Consider the following 16,915-nt stretch of genomic DNA (forward strand, 5'->3'; position numbering starts at 1 on the left):
TCATGCACTGGATCGATCCCGCCTGCCTGCCCGAAACGCGTGGCCGCGTCACGCAGTTCCTGCTCAATCCGCGCGGAGAAATCGACGGCCTGATCCTGAACGGCGACCTGCAGGTTCACGTGCCGCCGCATCTCGGCCGCGACCTGGTCCGCCATGTCGAGGTAGGCGACCGCATCAGCGTGCGTGGTGTCAAATTGCGCGGCGTCACGATGATCGCGGCCGTGCAACTGACCGGACGTCACGGCGTCGACATCGTCGACGACGGGCCCGTGCACGGTGCGCCGAAGCCGCCGCATGGCGGCCGCAAGCTGATGGAGATGAGCGGCGAAGTCGCGTTCGCGCTGCACGGCCCGAAAGGCGAGCTGAACGGCGCGTTGCTGACGAGCGGTGTCACGTTGCGGCTGCCGCCGCATGCGGCAGCCGAACTGAGCGACTATCTGCGGCCCGGTGCCCATGTCATGGTGTGGGGGCATGGGGTCGTCACTCGATACGGCGCCGTGCTCGAGGTGAACGAGATCGGCGAACTTGTCGATGCGGACGACGAATGACCGCACGTCGACCATGAGACCGGCGCGCGCGCTCGAGGCGCTCAATTTCTTCCTGGCCGACGTGCAGGCCGGCATCGGCCCGTTCGTCGGCGTGATCCTGCTGTCGCGCGGCTGGAGCGCCGACGCGATCGGCTCGGTCATGACGCTGGCCGGGCTCGCCGCGATGGCCTCGACGCCGCCGGCCGGCGCGCTCGTCGATGCGCTGCGCGCGAAGCGCGCGCTGATCATTGTGGCCATCGCCGTGACGACGCTGGCCTCGCTGGCGTTGATGTTCGCCGACGGCTATCCGGCGGTGGCGGCGTCGCAGATACTGGCCGCCGTCGGCGGCGCGGCGCTGGCGCCGGCGGTCGCGGGCGTGACGCTCGGCATCGCGCGCCGGCAGGACTTCGACCGGCAATTCGGCCGCAATCAGATGGCGAACCATGCGGGCAACGTGGTGGGTGCGGCGCTCGCCGGATGGCTCGGCTGGCATGCTGGATTCGACGCGGTGTTCGCGCTCGTCGCCGTGTTCACGATCCTCGCGATCGCGAGTACGTTGGCGATTCCCGGGCGAGCCATCGACCACGCGTGCGCACGCGGTCTCGACACGGAGAATGCCGTGCCTCGAACGTCGGCCGCGCATGAAGAGGCGTTCGACGGAACACTGGCACCGCACGTCGGCGGCTTGCGCACGCTGGCCTCGAACCGGCCGCTGGTCCTGCTCGGCGCGTCGCTCGCGCTGTTCCATCTCGGCAACGCGGCGATGCTGCCGCTCTACGGGATGGGCGTGGTCGCCACGCATCGCAGCAACGCGAGCATGTTCACCGCGCAAACCATCGTCATCGCGCAGCTCGTGATGATCGCGGCGGCGTGGCTCGCGCCTCGGCTGATTCGTGCACACGGTTATTGGCGAGTGCTGCTGATTTCCTATCTCGCGTTGCCCGTGCGCGGTGCGCTTGCCGCCGTGCTGATGAGCGAGGCGGGCGTCTGGCCGGTGCAAGTGCTGGACGGCATCGGCGCAGGCCTGCAAAGCGTGGTGGTGCCTGCGCTCGTCGTGCGCCTGCTGCACGGTTCCGGCCGCGTGAACGTCGGGCAGGGCGCCGTCGCGACCGCGCAGGGTATCGGCGCGGCGCTTAGTCCCGTGCTCGGCGGCGTGCTCGTGCAGCACTTCGGTTATCCGACTGCGTTCTGCGTGCTGGGGGCCGTGTCGACGGGCGCGCTCGCGCTCTGGCTCGGCCATGCGCGAGCGCTGAGCGGCGTGTGCGGCAAGCAGGTCGAGCTGACGGTTGCATCGTCGTGAAAGCTCATTCCGTCTCCATGGCTGTCCCCGGTCTCTCGACGAACTCCATTTCATTCGTGATACGAAGTAATTGCATATGACGGCCTGTCGCCGCGTGTACGGTTCCCCGTCAGGACGATTTCATTCTTGCCCGCGAACAGCAATGGCACCGCCAGATCGAGGTGCAGTACCCCTGCCACGCGAGAGCGAATATTCGTTTCCTGAATTTTTGGTGGCTGAAAATGTCAGGATGGCGAGTGAGATGCAGCAGCGGAAAATTAGCGACATTGTTTCGACGAAACGGAAAGTTTGAGAGGCCGTTTCAGGAATCATATGAAGGGATAACGGATATTTGCGGATACGCCTGTCCACGAGGCAGTGGCATAGCCTCGCGGATATCACTGGATCGATCATGCGCAGGCGTATACGTCGGACGAGAAAATCAAGCTCGTGGGTCGAGCCAGTTCCGAACGAGTCGCGCAACCTGCTTCCGGCGCTCGATCATCACCATATGCCCTTCGCCGGGCAGCGCATGGTGGGTCACCGACGGCACCCACGCGGAAGTTTCGAGCGCGGCCTCGGCGAAAATCGGGTCGTCGGCGCCACCGACGATCAACGTATCTGCACGGATCCGCCGCGGCCACGGCGAATCGTCACGTGCGTCGTCCCGCAATGCGCGCAGGGTGCGGACAATGACGTGCCGCTCGTTGACCGACGACGCGACGTGGCGGCGTCGACTGAGCAACGCCGCGCGCAGGAGCATGTTGCGCCAGCTTGCGCGGAAGCATCCGGACATCGTTTCGAGCAGACGGACGAAATCGGAGCGGGTCGTATGAGCGATTTGCTGCTCGATGAGCCGGCAGCCGTCCGGGGAAAGGCGATGCGCACTCGAAACCAGCCCGAGTCGTGAGACGCGTTCCGGGTGGGCGGCCGCGAGGCGCGCCGCCACGACGCCGCCGAATGAGATGCCGATGAGCGTCGTGCACCGCCAATGCGTGGCGATGCCACGCGCGATATGCTCGACGATGTCGGTGATTCGGTATTGCATGCCGGGCTTGTCAGGATACCCGAGCAATACGAATGGTGTGTCGGGCGGCAAAATGCCGGCAACGCGGAGCAGGTCGCGCCGCAGCCGACGCGAGGTCGTCTTCGAGACGAATGCTTGTCCGCCGTTCAGTACGATGACCGCTGGCGGTTCGCGACCCACCTGTGCGGCCAGGATGCCGCCGTCGAGTTGCATCGTTCGAACGGGACGTGTACCGAGCCGGAACAGGTTCGATTCGTCCGGTGTGAGGTTCATGCGCCATCTCCTGATGAAAAGGTGCGAGCATGAACCCTGACGTCCACGTGAGGGTCAAGCGCCAGACTCATCGTTGTCGTCGTATGCGACGGCGGCTTCCTGACGTCGAAGCCATGTGAGTACGTCGGGGCTCATTGGATGGCCCGCTTGCAGAATCGGCTCGTCAAGCAGTGCCCGTAGCAGCTTGCCGCGTAACGCGACGTCGCCGTGCGTCGTTCGCTCGAGCAGCGAGTGCCAACGGCTCGCGAGCGCGGCGGAATCTCCATTGTCGGCCCCACAAGCGATTGCCAGTCTGACGTCCGCGCCGAGTGTGACCCACTCCGCCGACAGCGTCTTGTCGAGGCGCTGGATGTCGTCTTCCGTCAGATGGCGCCGCCAGGCCGCCACCTGCAGGCGGGCCGCCTGTTCGATGTAGTCGATCAGTGTACGGTCGAGCCCCGTATGGTCGGGGGCCGGCGCCGTTTCGTCATGCAGCTGCCGCCAGCGCCGCGTGATGGCGATGTCGCCCTCCATCCATTGCATCGCGATGGCGAGCCAGCGATACGCGAGCTTCTGCGCTTCGCCGGAGGCGGGCGGGACATGCCGATCCATTGCGTCGCGCACATCCGCAAACAATGTCGACAGGGCCGCTTCCATGTCCTTCCAGCGCGCGAGAATCTTCGCGATTTCGGCCGTGTTGAAATGCGCGCGATATCGCTCGAGCAACGCGAGTGTTTCCGGCCAGTCCGCATCAAGCCAGGTCATGCCGGAATCGGAGGCGGCTTGCAGCACTCCGAGCCGCTCGTTCAGCGTGTTCAATCTTGCGAGTTCAGCGTCGATTGCAAGCCGGCTCTCGGCAATCACTTCCGCCAAGGCGATCTGCCGGTTACGCAGCATCCGTGCGATCGCGTCCAGTGTCAGCCCCAGACCACGCAGTGCCTGGATCGTCTTGATCGTCGACACACTGGCTTCGTCGTACAGCCGGTAGCCCGAGGTGGAGCGGCCGATCGGCTTCAGCAGGCCTGTTTGATCGTAGTAGTGCAATGCGCGGACGGTGATGCCGCAACGCCGGGCGAGCATGCCAACCGTTAATGGCATATAAGACTCCGTCGACAATACGAAACATGGCGGATATCCGTCGTACACGACGGCGAGGATGGATTATCCCATCGGACAATCGGCCGTCAAATTCCTGCAAGGGGTGCCATCGTCAGCGACCGGCCTCGCAGTATTCGGCACCCTGCATCGACAACCGCGAGAAGCCCCTTGCCACCCTGAAACAGAAAACGCCCGATGCGGCGAATCGGGCGTTCTGGTTTCTGGCGACTGTCAGGCTATTCCAGGGCTGGGCAACGGACTATTGGTCAAAGGCCACGCTTCAAGCGCCCGGCATAATCGCTGGCTGCTTCATCTAGTGAACGGCTGGTGTTCGCTGTCGCGATCAGTTCCTCCACGAACCATGGAAGGACGAGCGTCGTTTCCGCGCTCGACAAACTGACTTTCACGCGCTGCGAAATGGAATCCGGTCGAGGCGGCGTCACTGGCAGGGCGCCATTGGATTGTGGTGTGTCAGCAGCAATGGCGTGCGCGTTCGAAAGCTGTGCGCATATCAAAAGAGCAAATGCCATGGTTGCATGTCGGATGGGTTTCTTCATTTTTCACCATTCGTTGCGAAAATATGAATCGGAAAAGCAGGGCAACAATGCTAACGAATGAGTTGCGCGAAGAGTGTGGGAAATTTGTCAATATCTGTGCGAAAGCGCATGCCAACGGGATACCGAATCAGGCTAGAACGCGTAGGCGAGCGACGCAAACAGGCTGCGCGGTGCGCCCGGCGTGACCCACAGGCTGTTGTAGGAGCTGACGTAGGTGGTGCGATTGAACAGGTTGTTCAGCACGACCGACGCACGCAGGTGCTTGTTGACCTGCACGTAGCCGTTGAGTTGTACGGTCGCGTAGGCCGGCAGTTCGAAACCGTCCTGTGTGTTCGCGGTGTTGCCGGCCCTGCGCCCGACATAGATCACACCCGCGCCGGCCCCGGCCTTGTCCGCGAACGGGACCGCGGTTTCGTACATGAGCAGTGCGCTGCCGCTCAGGCATGGAATGTCGACGAGGCGCGCGCCGGGTGTCAGCACGGCGTCGCGCGTGACCTGCGCATCGACATAAGCAAGGTTGACGAGGCCGCGCACGCCATGGCCCAGGTCGCCGTTCCATTCGAATTCGACGCCACGGCTGCGCACTTCGCCGGCCGCGCGCGAGAAGCCCGCATTGGCCGGGTCGGCGGTCAGCACGTTGCGCTTGTTGACGTGAAACGCCGCGACGGTCGCGAGCCAGCGTGCGCCGGCCCATTTCGCGCCGACCTCAGAGCCATGCCCCTTCTCCGGATCGAACGCGCGGCCGTTGACGTCGGCGCCGTTGTTCGGCCGGAACGAATACGCGGTGTTCGCATACACGGAAAACGCTGGGCTCATCTCATACACGATGCCGATGCGCGGACTCAATGCAGTCTGCAACTGGCTGCTCGTCGTGCCCTTCAGGCGATTCTCGATCGACTGGTGAAAGCGATCCCAGCGCAGTCCCGCGAGGATTTTCCAGTGCGGCCCGAACGCGAGCGTGTCCTGCGCATAGAGCCCCTGACCGTCGTCGCGCTCGAGCAGATTGGTCGCGGTGCGCGGCACGGGTGCCGGCTGACCGTAGACGGGGTCGAAGATGTCGATTGCATACGGCGCGGCGGCAGTCGGCGTCGAGCGCGCGACGAACTGGTCGTAGTTGAAGCGGTACGCATCGACGCCCACCACGAGCGTGTGGCCGATGCCGCCGGTGCGGAACGCGCCGGTCGTCTCGACGCGGCCTTGCAGATCGTTCGAATGAAACGCGACTTGACGGTAGCGGCGCCACAGCGTGCGGCCGTCGGGCTGCAGCGCGAACGCCTCGGACGATCGTCCGGACAAGTCGGTGGTGCGCTGCGCGAAACCGGCGTTGATCGACCAGCTGGCATCGATGCGATGCTCGAGCGTGAACTGGTGGCCCGCGTTGCGCACGTCGTAGTCGCCGTCGCGGGGCTCGCCGAGAAAGCGCGAAGCCGGAATCGCGCCGAGCTGCCCGCCCACCGCGACCACGCCGCGATCGAGCGGTGCGCGCTGTCGTGCACTCTCGAATTCGTAGTGGAGCGTCGTGTCCGCGTCGATGTCCCACGTGAACGACGGCGCGAACAGGTAGCGTTTGCTCGACACCGTATCGCGGAAGCTGCCGTTGTTCTCGTTCATCGCGACGAAGCGGTACGCGAGCGACTTCGTGACGGGCCCGGTTGAATCAAGCGTCTCGCGCAACGCGCCGTAGCTGCCGGCCGACACGCCGACGGTGTTCGAGCGCGTGAACTGCGGCTGCCTGGTCGTATAGCTGATGAGCCCGCCCGGATCGCCGCGGCCGTATAGCGCAGACGCGGGCCCCTTGAGCACTTCCATGCGCTCGAGGTTGACCGTGTCGCGCGGGACGCTGATCCCGCGGTTCCACGAGAAGCCGTTGACGAGGTAGTCGGTGCCGGACGTGTTGCCGTCTCCGGCGAAGCCGCGCACCGCGTAGTTGTCCCACAGGCCGCCGAAGTTGTTCTGCCGCGAGACACCCGCGACCCAGTCGTACAGGTCCTCGCCGCGTGTCGCGGCGACGGTTTGCACGAGTTTCGCATCGACGCTGCTGACCGCAAACGGAATCTCCATCACGTCTGCCTCGCTGCGCGTCGCGCTCGTCGATTCGCGCGTGCGAAACGGCGCGCTCGCGCGCTGCCCCGAGATCTCGATGGTGGGCAGCGTTGCTTCCTGCGCGTCGGCGGTGCTCAGGCCGGCCGCGCCGACGACGATGGCCATTGGTGCGGCCGCCCAGTTCTTCCTGCTCATTCCCCGTCCCTTGATGTGGATTGCATTCGGGCACGGTGGATGGGCCTTGCGCCGACGGCTATGTTCCAGACAGTACATTCGCGCCGAAATTTAATGCAAATGAGAGGCATTTGCAATCTCAATTTCATGCGCTCGGGGATGATGTGATGCGGGCTGCAAGCGGCGCGTCACGCGGGACGCGTCACGGAAGGTGGGATGTGAGCAGGCGCCGGCGTCAGGTCGTGGCGTGGCGGCCGGCGAACGACTCGACGACGAAACGGGCGCGCCCCCGATTCGTCGCCCGCGTGTCCATCGGGCGGGCGGCGGCGCCACGCGCCTTCAACTGCCTGAAGCCGCCCGCAGGCGGCGCCGTGGCAAGGGGCGGTTACGCCGCCGACAACCTGACCGACACGCCCGTCGCCGTATAAAGCGGCGTCGCCTTGAACCCGTCGACCGTCACCGCCGAGAACTTCGCGGAAGCCGCTGCGCCGTCGATCAGCGCGATGGTGTCGCCGGCCTTGGGCGCATAACCGTTTACGAACTTTACGTGCAGCGTGCCGCCCGCGACGGTGAGCGGGCCGCCGACGCGCAGGCGGCCGCCCCCGTTGCCGTCGATGTCGAGTTCGAGCGTCGTGTTGTCGAGCTGCGTATAGCGCGTCGCGATGACCACCGGCGCGCTGGCGGCAATCCTCACGCTGCCGCCCGAGCCGACATACACGTCGCCATTGCCGAACGCGCTCGCCGATGCCGCGGCGAGCATGCCGCCGCTCACCTGCGTGCCGCCCGCATAGCTGTTGTTGCCCGCCAGCGTCAGCGTGCCGCTGCCTTGCAGCGTCAGCTTGCCCGCGCCGGCGATGTCGTTGCGCCACAGGTCGGCGGTATTGAACCCGCCCCGCGAAGCGTCCATCGACACGATCACGTTGCCGTTGAACGCACCGTAACCGTCGGCCGCGCTGAACAGGTTGAGGCGGCCCCAGCCTTCGGCATCGTCCATGACCGGATAGCCGGACGGCAGTTCGGTGGTCTTCAGCACGACGCGGCGCTGGTCCGCGCTCAGATAGGGGAAGCGCGTCTGCAGCAGGATCTCCGCGCCCTTCGGCACGACGGGCGGCGCGTCGGTCGACTCGATCGCGCCGAAGCCGAACGTCAGGCGGCGCGCGAAAGCCGCCTTGTTCGTCGCGTAATCGGCGAAGCGGTCGGTGGCCGTCGTGCCCGAGTGCGCGAAGGCGGCGAACGTCATGTCGGTCGTCCCCGTGAGCTGCTGCAGCGCCTGGTGGGCCTGACCGTACGCCGCCTGCGCATCGCTCGCATACGCGGTCAGGTTCGCGGTGCTGACGGCCAGCGCGAGCATGCGGCCGCCGATCACGTCGAGCGGCGAGTGCATGCCGGCGAGGATCCGGTTCTCGCCCAGTTCGAGGCCGCGTCCGACCATCTCCTGGAAGCGCTCCGGAACGAGCCACGCCATCGTCATCGCATCGCGCATCGCCTCGGCCTCATGGCCGCTGATGAAGCCGCCGTCGGTCGCGGGCGTCGTGCTTTCCGCCGGCACGAGCGAGGGCGCGACGACGACGCTCGCGCTCCAGCGATACGGCCGCGCGTACTTGTAGAAACGCTTCGACGGTTCGGTCGACGCGTTGTTGCCCATTTCGTTGAGCAGATCGACGACCTTGCCGAAGCTCGCGTTCGTGCTGCTGCCGACACCGACGTTGTTGCCGGAATCGTTGTACAGCACCGTCGTCGCATCGGCGGGCACGCTGGTGATGCTGGTCGTCTGCTGCGCCGCCGCGCGCCACGCGCCGGTGAGCGGACCCATGCCGTCGGTCACGCTGTAGCCTTTGCCGCGCCGGTCGTCGAAGTACGCGGCGTCGGCCTGTTGCTGCGTGCGTGCGGTCGTCGCGCTGACCACGTATTGAACGTTGGCGGCCAGGACCGTGTCATTCAGGATCGTGCCGCACGGCGAGCCGCTGCCGGGCAGGCCCGAGCAGGTCGATGGCGAGATCGCCGGGAACGCGCCGTTGGCCGGCGCGCTCACGCCGGCGTCGACGAGCATCGTCGCCGGCTGCCACAGGTCGAGGAAGCGGCTCACCACGCGCACGGCCGCGTTGGTCGACAGCGTGGCATAGCGCGCGTCGCCGCGCTGGTTGGTCGCGATGTTGTCGACGAAGGCCGGCACGCTCGGCACGGGCGCGCTGTCGACGAAGCCGGGGTCGGCCGGCGGTGCCGGCATGGCCGCGCTGGTCGTGGTGGTCGATGCGACATCGTCGCCGCCGCCGCACGCGGCGAGAACGATCGCACTCGACAATGCTGCGACGTGCAGCGGAAAACGGCTTCGTGACGCAAACATGCAAGGCTCCATCGTGAGTGTCGAAGATGGCGGATTGTCATGGGCGATCGTGACGCAGCCGTTACGGATTTGTTTCGGGTCGCGGTCGATTCGCCCGAATTCTCACTATTTGGTGAATTCGTGATGCTGAACGTATCGGCGGGGGCGATCGGGCCGTCGGCGATGTCCGGTCCGGCCAGCGCGTGCGTTCGAAAAGACGATCGGATCCTGCGCGCTCACGCCGGTTGGGCGACCCATTCCGCGTCGGCGCGGCACACGCGGTTTCTGCCCTGACGCTTCGCCGCATAGAGGGCGAGGTCGGCCTGATGCGACAACGCGTGCACGGACCGCGGATGCGCACGGTGCCCGGTCGCGCAGCCGATGCTGACCGTGAAAGGCGGAATCGTCGCGTCGAACCCGTCGAGCCGGTTGTGCTCCACGGCGCGGCGAATCGCTTCGGCGACTTTCGCGGCGCCGCTTTCATCCGTATCGGGTAACACGACGACGAATTCCTCGCCGCCGTAGCGCGCGGCAAGATCGCCGCGCCGCCGCGTATGCGTGCGAATGCACTCGGCGAGAAAGCGCAGCGCGGTGTCGCCTTGAGCATGACCGAAGCGGTCGTTGTATTGCTTGAAGTGATCGGCGTCGATGAACAGCACCGACAGGCTGCCGTCGCTGCCGCGCTGCAGCCGTTCCCATTCGTCGGCGAGTGCGGCATCGAGCGCGCGACGGTTGTGCAGGCCCGTGAGCGGATCGGTGCGCGTCAGGTCGGTGAGCAGCGTCTGCTTGCGCAGGTTGTCCCGCAGCGCGAACGCGAGCAGCCACACCACCGCGCAGAACAGCGCACCGATGACGGACGCGGACACGCCGACCGTCCACATCAAATGCGTGGTGCCGGCCAGCACGTCGTGCTCGGCCGGTGCGACGACCGCGATCAACGGCGTGCCGGGCACCCGCTGGAACGTATAAAGCCGCACGACGCCGTCGATGCTCGAGCGCGCCGCATAGAAGCCCGATTCGCGGCTCACCATGCGTTCGAACGACTTCGAGCGGCGCAGGCGGACCATCTGGTGATCGCTCAACGGCGGGTTTCTCGCGAGGATCGTGCCGTCGGCGCGCAGGATCGCGCTGACGCCGTGCGGCCCGACGTTCAGGCGGGACAGAAGCCGATCGAAGTACGCGAGGTCGATGGCGACCACCGCGATTCCGTCGAACGTATGATCCGCCCGCTCGATGCGCCGCGACAGCGCGATCGACTCCGTGTTGCCGCGCGAACGCGCGCGATACGCCTCGGACACGTAGAGGCCGACGTTGTCCGCATCGCGATGGACCTTGAAGTAGTCGCGATCGCTGAAATCCCAGTTGTGGGTCGAGCTGCAACAGCCGTCGATCAAACGCCCGAAGCGGTCCGTCACGCCCATGCCGGTCACGTATTGCGCGGCCGTGCGCTCGAACAGCACGTCATGACGCAGCCCGGCGTCCATGCGCGCGACGGCGGGATTGCCGAGATCGGTGGCGAGCGCGACGAGCGCGTTGTTGGACGTCTCGACGGTGCGCGCGATCTCGCTGACCAGGACGGCCGCGACGTTGCGCGACGTCTCGTGCGCATGGCCGACGACCTCGCTACGTGCGGCCCACAGCGTCGCCGCGCTGATGCCGAGCGCGGCGAGCGACATCAGCGTGCCCAGCACGCCGACGATCAGGTGGTGGCGGCCGGCCCAGTCGGCAACTTTCTCGATCGGAATGGATGCAGGCATTGCTTGCGCTCGTGCGGGAAGCCGGCTGCGACCGCAGCGGCGCTGGTCAAATCCGGGTTAACGGCAGGGATGCCCGGAAATCGAGGCCGGCATGCGACGCAATGACTGCACGGGTGCCGCAAACGTGTGCGTCCGGGGTGCGCCGCGCAACGAGCACGCGACAGCGGCGAATCCCGGCGGTCGCGCAGGCTCAGTCGAGCCCGCCCTGGCACAGGTACTTGATCGACAGGTAGTCGTCGAGGCCGTAGCGCGAACCTTCGCGGCCATAGCCCGATTCCTTCACGCCGCCGAACGGCGCTGCTTCGCTCGCGAGCGCACCTTCGTTGATACCGACGATGCCGGTTTCGAGCCGCGCCGACACGCGCGCGATTCGGCGCACGTCCTGCGTGTAGAAATACGCGGCGAGCCCGAACGGCGTGTCGTTCGCGGCCGCGACGGCTTCGTCCTCGGTGTCGAACCGGAACAGCGCAGCGACGGGGCCGAAGGTTTCCTCGCAGGTCAGCTGCATGTCGGCGGTGGCGTCGGCGAGCACCGTCGGCGCGTAATAGTTCGGGCCGAGCTCGCGCAGGCGCTCGCCGCCGGCGATCACGCGCGCACCGCGCTCGATGGCATCGCCGACGTGGCGCGCGATCTTGTCGACTGCGCGCGCGTTGATCATCGGCCCGATCTGCGCGGCCGGGTCGGTCGCGGGCGCGACCTTCAGCGCGGCAACGCGCGCGGCGAGCTTCGCGGCGAACGCATCGTAGACGCCGGCCTGGACGTACACGCGATTCGGCGACACGCAGGTCTGGCCGCCGTTGCGGAATTTGGCGGCCATCAGCCCGTCGATCGCGGCGTCGAGTTCCGCATCGTCGAACACGATGAACGGCGCGTTGCCGCCCAGTTCGAGCGACAGCTTCTTCAGCGTCGCCGCTGATTCGCGCGCGAGCAGCTTGCCGACAGGCGTCGATCCGGTGAAGGTGATCTTGCGCACGCGGCCGTCGGCGAGCCAGTCGGCCACCGCGTCGATGCCGCGTTCGCGCGATGCGGCGATCAGGTTCAGCACGCCGGGCGGCACGCCGGCCTCCTGCGCGAGGAAGGCCAGCGCGAGTGCGGTGAGCGGCGTGTCCTCGGCCGGCTTCGCGACGACCGTGCAACCGGCGGCGAGTGCCGGGGCGATCTTGCGCGCGATCATCGCGAGCGGGAAGTTCCACGGCGTGATCGCGGCGACGATGCCGATCGGCTCCTTGACCGCGCTCAGCCGCTTGCCGCGCTGCTGCTGCGGAATCAGGTCGCCGTAGGTGCGCGTCGCTTCCTCGGCGAACCACAGCACGTACGACGCGCCGTATGCGACTTCGCCGCGCGCTTCGGCGAGTGGCTTGCCCTGTTCGCGCGACATCAGCTTCGCGAGATCGTCGGTGTGCGCGACGATCGCCGCATGCCATGCGCGCAGGATCGCAGCCCGTTCGCGAGCCGGCGTCGCGCGCCATGCGGGCAGCGCGCGTGCGGCCGCATCGGTCGCGGCGCGTGCGTCGGCCGCGCCGCTGTCGGGTGCGTGGGCAACGGTCTCGAGCGTCGCCGGATCGGCGACGTCGAAGCGGCGGCCGTCGAGCGCGTCGCGCCAGGCGCCGTCGATCAGGTTGGCGGTGCGAACGAGTTCGGTTCGGGACAGGGTAAGCGGCATGACAGGTCCTTGGATGGAGCGATTCGGTGACGACGGCTGCGGCGCGTGCGCGACTTCCCCGCGCGGACGGCGGGCCGCCGCGTTCGCGGATGCCGCACGCTGCCCGTCAGTGACGTTCGCCGAACAGCGATTCGAGCGGGTAGTGCCGTTTGACGAACGGCGACTTGATGATCACGTAACTGAAATACTTCTCGATGCCGATGTTCTGCTCGAGCAGCCCTTCGACGATCGTCTGGTAATGGCTCACGCTGCGCGTGATGAACTTCAGCAGATAGTCGTAGCCGCCGCTCGCGAGGTGGCACTCGACGATCTCGTCGACGTTGCGGATCGCCGCGACGAAACGGTCGAAGTCCTCGCGGCGGTGATCGGCCAGCGTGACCTCGGTAAACACGACCTGCACGTCGCCGAGTTTCTCGAGCTGGATGTGCGCGCCGTAGCCGCCGATATAGCCGGCCTTCTCGAGCCGCTTCACGCGGATCAGGCAAGGACTGGGCGACAGCCCGACCGCATCGGCCAGTTCGACGTTGGTTATGCGGCCGCGCTTTTGCAACTGGGAGAGGATGCGCAGGTCGATGCGATCCAGCTTGCTGTCCGTCATGTTCGCGTGAGAGGGAAAAATGGAATGTCCGGTTACTTTAGAGTCGAACGATTGCCGCCACAAGCCCGGCTTTCCCTTGACCGGTCAAGCCGGCTGCGCGTGCGCGGCGTCGAGCGCGCGCTGCACGCCCGCATCGGCCAGCACGTCGTCCAGCGTCTTGCGCACGCGCTCGAACATCAGGTCGAATTCGCCCGCAGTGAAGCTCAGCGCCGGCGCGAAACCGAGCACGCCGTCGCCGAATGCGCGAAACACCACGCCGTTCGCATACGCGGCGGCGGCGATCCTGTCGGGCACGTTCAGCGCAGGGTCGAAGCGCGTCTTGCGCGTTTTGTCGGCCACCAGTTCGAGGGCGCCGAGCAGGCCGGCCGAACGAGCGTCGCCGACGAGCGGATGCGCGCGCAGCGCATCGAGCCCCGCGGCGAAACGCGGCGCCATCGCACAGCCGTTCGCGAGCAGCCCGCCCTCGTGATAGAGCTTCAGCACTTCGAGGCCGATCGCCGCGCTGACCGGATGTGCGGAATACGTATGGCCGTGGCCGACCGCGGGCGAATCGGCGCGGTTGCCCGCGATCCCTTCGTAGATTTCATCGGACATCAGCACGGCACCCATCGGTGCATAGCCGGCGGTCAGCCCCTTTGCGACGGTCATCAGGTCCGGGTCGACCTGCTCGGTCTCGCACGCGAACAGCGGGCCCGTGCGGCCGAAACCGGTGATCACCTCGTCGGCGACGAACAGGATGCCGAGGCGCCGACATGCGTCGCGCATCGCCTTCAGCCAGCCGGCCGGTGGGACGATCACGCCGCCGGAGCCCTGCACGGGCTCGCAGAAGAATGCCGCGACGTTGTCCGCGCCGAGTTCGGCGACTTTCGCTTCGAGCGCGACGACCGACGCGGCGATCAGCGCCTGCGGATCGTCGCCGAGCGGATGGCGATACGGGTAGGGTGACGGGATGTGATGCTGGTCCGCGCGCGGCAGGTCGAAGTGACGATGGAACGCGGGCAGCGCGGTGAGTCCGGCGCCGATCGACGACGAGCCGTGATAGCCGCGTTCGAGCGCGATCATGTGCTTTTTCGTCGGGCGACCGGTCGCGTTGAAATAGTGCGTGATGAAACGCACCGCGGAGTCGACCGCATCCGAGCCGCCGAGCGTGAAGTACACGCGATTCAGCGAGGGCGGCGCGAGGGCTGCAAGCCGTTCTGCCAGCTCGATCGCGGGTTGCGAGCCGAAATGGAAATAACCGGTGGCGTAGGGCAGCTTCGCCATCTGCTCGGCGGCGGCCTTCACGATGCTGTCGCGGCCGTAGCCGACGTTCACGCACCACAGGCCCGAGAACGCATCGAGCAGCGTGTGGCCGTCGGCGTCGCGCAGGAACACGCCTTCGGCGGATTCGAGCACGGTGACGCCGCGCGCCTCGTGCGCACGATAGTTGACGACAGGGTGGATCAGGTGTTGACGATCGGCTTCGATCAGCGCGGCTTGGTTCATGGCAGTGCGGGACTCTCGTCGGGTGTCAGCGTGAGGTCATGCTACCGGGCGAGAAATCCGTACGCGCTTTCAATTTGCGGCCTGAAAAGTACGAAAGCGGTGTTTGCACGGGGCGCTTCGGCATTTTCTGCTGCGCGCCCCGCCGGGCCGGGCGCGCGCGTCAGTAGCCGCGTGCGCGGTCGACGACGCCGATCATCGGTTGCCCCGCGCGATGGCGTGCGAGGTTCGCGAGCACGGCGTCGACCGCGGTGTCCGGCCGCGTCGCGCTGGCGATGTGCGGCGTGATGCGAATGCGCGGATGCGTCCAGAACGGGTGACCGGCCGGCAACGGCTCCGGGTCGGTCACGTCGAGGATCGCGCTGTCGAGGCGGCCACCGTCGAGGGCGGCGAGCAGCGCGGTCGAATCGAGCTGCGGGCCGCGCCCGACCTGCACGAGCGATGCGCCCGCCGGCAGCGCGTCGAACACGCGCGTGCCGAGCAGGCCGCGCGTGTCGTCGGTGAGCGGCAGCAGGCAGATCAGGATGTCGGTGCGGGCGAGGAACGCGTCGAGCGCCGCGTCGCCCGCATGGCACTCGATGCCGTCGAGCGCGCGCGGCGTGCGACTCCAGCCGGCGCACGGGAAACCGAAGCGCCGCAGCGTGTCGAGCACGGCCTGCCCGAGCGTGCCGAGCCCGAGCACGCCGACCCGGCGCGATGCGGCCGCGCGCACCGGCTTCTCGCGCCACACGTGCGCGCGCTGCTGCGCCGCATAGTCGAACAGGTCGCGATGGATCGTCAGCACGGCCTGCGTCACGTATTCGACCATCCCTCCGACGATGCCCGGCTCGATCATCCGCACGACCGGGATGTGCGCGGGCACGCGCGACAGGTCGAACTGATCGATGCCGGCGCCGACCGAAAACACGATCTCCAGATTCGGCAGCAGCGCGGTCGGGTCGTCGGGCGGCTGCCACGCGGCGAGATAGCGCACGGCTTCAGGATCGCCGACGTCCGGCCAGATCCGGAACGCGAGATCGGGTGCCTGCTGCGCGAAGCGCTGCGCCCATTGCGCGCCGCGCACGGGGTCGGCCTTGTAGAGGAAACTCATCGCGCGCGCCGCTCAGCCGAGCGCTTGATTGACGATCGCGAACGCGCGCAGTGCCGGATCGCGGGCCGGCGCCGCGCCGCGCGCCATCGCGACGACGGTATCGACGCGCGGCAGGCCGAGCCCCTGCAGCCAGTCCGACAGGCCGCTATCGCCCGGCACGTCGAGGCGCACGAACATGCCTTCGTGCAGCGCGAGCCAGTGGCTGATCAGTGCCTGCGCGCGCAGCGCGTCCGGTGCGACCACCGGGCCGATCACGTGCCCGCGGCCGAAACGGCGGAACAGCGCGAAGCCGAGCAGTTCGCCGTCGCGGTCGAGTGCGATGCCGTTGGCGACGCCGAGCAGCGCATCGATCACTGCGTCGCGCGGGTAGCCGGCCGCGCGCGATGCGAGCGCGGCGAGACGCGGGCCGTCGTTGGTGCCGAGCGGGCGCAGGCGCTCGCCCGGCGGCAGCGAGATCAGCGGCGGCTGGAACGCGGCGCCCTGGTGCTGGTCGATCGTGCCGATCGCCTCGAAGCCGAACTTCACGTAGAGCGGTTCGCCGGACGGTGTCGCGTGCAGGAAGATCGTGCGCGCGCCGAGGCTGTCGACGACGCGCGTGAGCAGTTCGCGGCCGATGCCGCGGCTTTGGCGCTCGGGCGACACGATCACCATGCCGAGCGATGCGTGCGACTCGCCGAAGCGCCAGCCGAGCGCGGTGCCGACGATGCCGGCTTCGTCTTCTGCGACGAAGCCGCTGCCGAGCTGGAATGCGAAGCGCCAGTCGTCGAGCCGGTGCGGCCACTTGACTGCCTCCGACAGCCGGTGCGCGGCGGGCAGGTCGGTTTCGGCGAACGGGCGATAGGTAAGCGTGCTGGAAGAATTGAGGTCGGCCACGCCGGACTCCGGATGGGTAGGAATGACATATCGACTCTGCCAGCGCCACCACGGCGCGGATAGGACGATTCGCCTGTTTTCCGGCGTCGGCGGGCGGTCGTGCGAGATCGACGCAATCCGGCTCGATCGGCCCGGGCGAACGCGCGCTGCATGCCGAAGCGACCCGTCATTG

The 16,915-nt window shown here is 67.2% G+C and carries 13 protein-coding genes; 2 read left to right on the forward strand and 11 right to left on the reverse strand.

Features of this window, described 5'->3' with window-relative positions:
* Nucleotides 1-2 precede the first annotated feature (2 nt).
* Together ACV22W_RS06335 and ACV22W_RS06340 are read left to right on the forward strand one after the other, a co-directional pair.
* A complete protein-coding gene (locus ACV22W_RS06335; RefSeq protein WP_448018388.1) occupies nt 3-548 on the forward strand; it encodes a hypothetical protein in 546 nt (181 codons plus the stop codon).
* Between the two features lie 13 nt (nt 549-561).
* Nucleotides 562-1,827, forward strand: a complete 1,266-nt coding sequence (locus tag ACV22W_RS06340; protein ID WP_448018389.1) for an MFS transporter — start codon at nt 562-564, stop codon at nt 1,825-1,827.
* Between the two features lie 421 nt (nt 1,828-2,248).
* Here the strand turns inward: ACV22W_RS06340 and ACV22W_RS06345 are convergent, their stop codons facing one another.
* The 11 genes from ACV22W_RS06345 to ACV22W_RS06395 all read right to left on the reverse strand — a co-directional run bounded on the left by ACV22W_RS06345 (nt 2,249) and on the right by ACV22W_RS06395 (nt 16,743).
* Complete coding sequence (locus ACV22W_RS06345) at nt 2,249-3,106, reverse strand: alpha/beta fold hydrolase (RefSeq protein ID WP_448018390.1); 858 nt, start codon at nt 3,104-3,106, stop codon at nt 2,249-2,251.
* 54 nt (nt 3,107-3,160) lie between these two features.
* Nucleotides 3,161-4,183 (reverse strand): MerR family transcriptional regulator, encoded by a 1,023-nt coding sequence (locus ACV22W_RS06350; protein WP_448018391.1) that lies wholly within the window; start codon nt 4,181-4,183, stop codon nt 3,161-3,163.
* 266 nt (nt 4,184-4,449) lie between these two features.
* The gene (locus ACV22W_RS06355; RefSeq protein WP_448018392.1) at nt 4,450-4,740 is read right to left on the reverse strand and encodes a hypothetical protein; all 291 of its coding nucleotides are present in this window, start codon (nt 4,738-4,740) and stop codon (nt 4,450-4,452) included.
* Between the two features lie 132 nt (nt 4,741-4,872).
* On the reverse strand, nt 4,873-6,978 hold the full coding sequence (locus ACV22W_RS06360) for a TonB-dependent siderophore receptor (RefSeq protein WP_448018393.1): 2,106 nt from the start codon (nt 6,976-6,978) through the stop codon (nt 4,873-4,875).
* Between the two features lie 364 nt (nt 6,979-7,342).
* Entirely contained in the window at nt 7,343-9,301 is a 1,959-nt protein-coding gene (locus ACV22W_RS06365; protein ID WP_448018394.1) for a phosphatase PAP2 family protein, read from the reverse strand.
* Nucleotides 9,302-9,516: 215 nt separating this feature from the next.
* Nucleotides 9,517-11,037 (reverse strand): diguanylate cyclase, encoded by a 1,521-nt coding sequence (locus tag ACV22W_RS06370; RefSeq protein WP_448018395.1) that lies wholly within the window; start codon nt 11,035-11,037, stop codon nt 9,517-9,519.
* A 190-nt stretch (nt 11,038-11,227) separates the two neighbouring features.
* Nucleotides 11,228-12,700, reverse strand: coding sequence for an NAD-dependent succinate-semialdehyde dehydrogenase (locus tag ACV22W_RS06375; protein ID WP_448018396.1), 1,473 nt, complete (start codon nt 12,698-12,700; stop codon nt 11,228-11,230).
* Between the two features lie 106 nt (nt 12,701-12,806).
* Entirely contained in the window at nt 12,807-13,298 is a 492-nt protein-coding gene (locus ACV22W_RS06380) for an Lrp/AsnC family transcriptional regulator (protein WP_448018397.1), read from the reverse strand.
* A gap of 84 nt (nt 13,299-13,382) precedes the next feature.
* A complete protein-coding gene (locus ACV22W_RS06385; protein ID WP_448018398.1) occupies nt 13,383-14,783 on the reverse strand; it encodes an aminotransferase class III-fold pyridoxal phosphate-dependent enzyme in 1,401 nt (466 codons plus the stop codon).
* 160 nt (nt 14,784-14,943) lie between these two features.
* Complete coding sequence (locus ACV22W_RS06390; RefSeq protein WP_448018399.1) at nt 14,944-15,870, reverse strand: 2-hydroxyacid dehydrogenase; 927 nt, start codon at nt 15,868-15,870, stop codon at nt 14,944-14,946.
* A 12-nt stretch (nt 15,871-15,882) separates the two neighbouring features.
* Nucleotides 15,883-16,743, reverse strand: coding sequence for a GNAT family N-acetyltransferase (locus ACV22W_RS06395; RefSeq protein ID WP_448018400.1), 861 nt, complete (start codon nt 16,741-16,743; stop codon nt 15,883-15,885).
* Nucleotides 16,744-16,915 lie beyond the last annotated feature (172 nt).

Source organism: Burkholderia sp. AW49-1, assembly GCF_053427845.1.

Bases quoted from the DNA above. Each gene is read 5' to 3' on its own strand.
- ACV22W_RS06350 (WP_448018391.1), bottom strand. From the start codon at position 4,183: ATGCCATTAACGGTTGGCATGCTCGCCCGGCGTTGCGGCATCACCGTC.
- ACV22W_RS06385 (WP_448018398.1), bottom strand. From the start codon at position 14,783: ATGAACCAAGCCGCGCTGATCGAAGCCGATCGTCAACACCTGATCCAC.
- ACV22W_RS06355 (WP_448018392.1), bottom strand. From the start codon at position 4,740: ATGAAGAAACCCATCCGACATGCAACCATGGCATTTGCTCTTTTGATA.
- ACV22W_RS06345 (WP_448018390.1), bottom strand. From the start codon at position 3,106: ATGAACCTCACACCGGACGAATCGAACCTGTTCCGGCTCGGTACACGT.
- ACV22W_RS06360 (WP_448018393.1), bottom strand. From the start codon at position 6,978: ATGAGCAGGAAGAACTGGGCGGCCGCACCAATGGCCATCGTCGTCGGC.
- ACV22W_RS06370 (WP_448018395.1), bottom strand. From the start codon at position 11,037: ATGCCTGCATCCATTCCGATCGAGAAAGTTGCCGACTGGGCCGGCCGC.
- ACV22W_RS06375 (WP_448018396.1), bottom strand. From the start codon at position 12,700: ATGCCGCTTACCCTGTCCCGAACCGAACTCGTTCGCACCGCCAACCTG.
- ACV22W_RS06340 (WP_448018389.1), top strand. From the start codon at position 562: ATGAGACCGGCGCGCGCGCTCGAGGCGCTCAATTTCTTCCTGGCCGAC.
- ACV22W_RS06390 (WP_448018399.1), bottom strand. From the start codon at position 15,870: ATGAGTTTCCTCTACAAGGCCGACCCCGTGCGCGGCGCGCAATGGGCG.
- ACV22W_RS06380 (WP_448018397.1), bottom strand. From the start codon at position 13,298: ATGACGGACAGCAAGCTGGATCGCATCGACCTGCGCATCCTCTCCCAG.
- ACV22W_RS06335 (WP_448018388.1), top strand. From the start codon at position 3: ATGCACTGGATCGATCCCGCCTGCCTGCCCGAAACGCGTGGCCGCGTC.
- ACV22W_RS06365 (WP_448018394.1), bottom strand. From the start codon at position 9,301: ATGTTTGCGTCACGAAGCCGTTTTCCGCTGCACGTCGCAGCATTGTCG.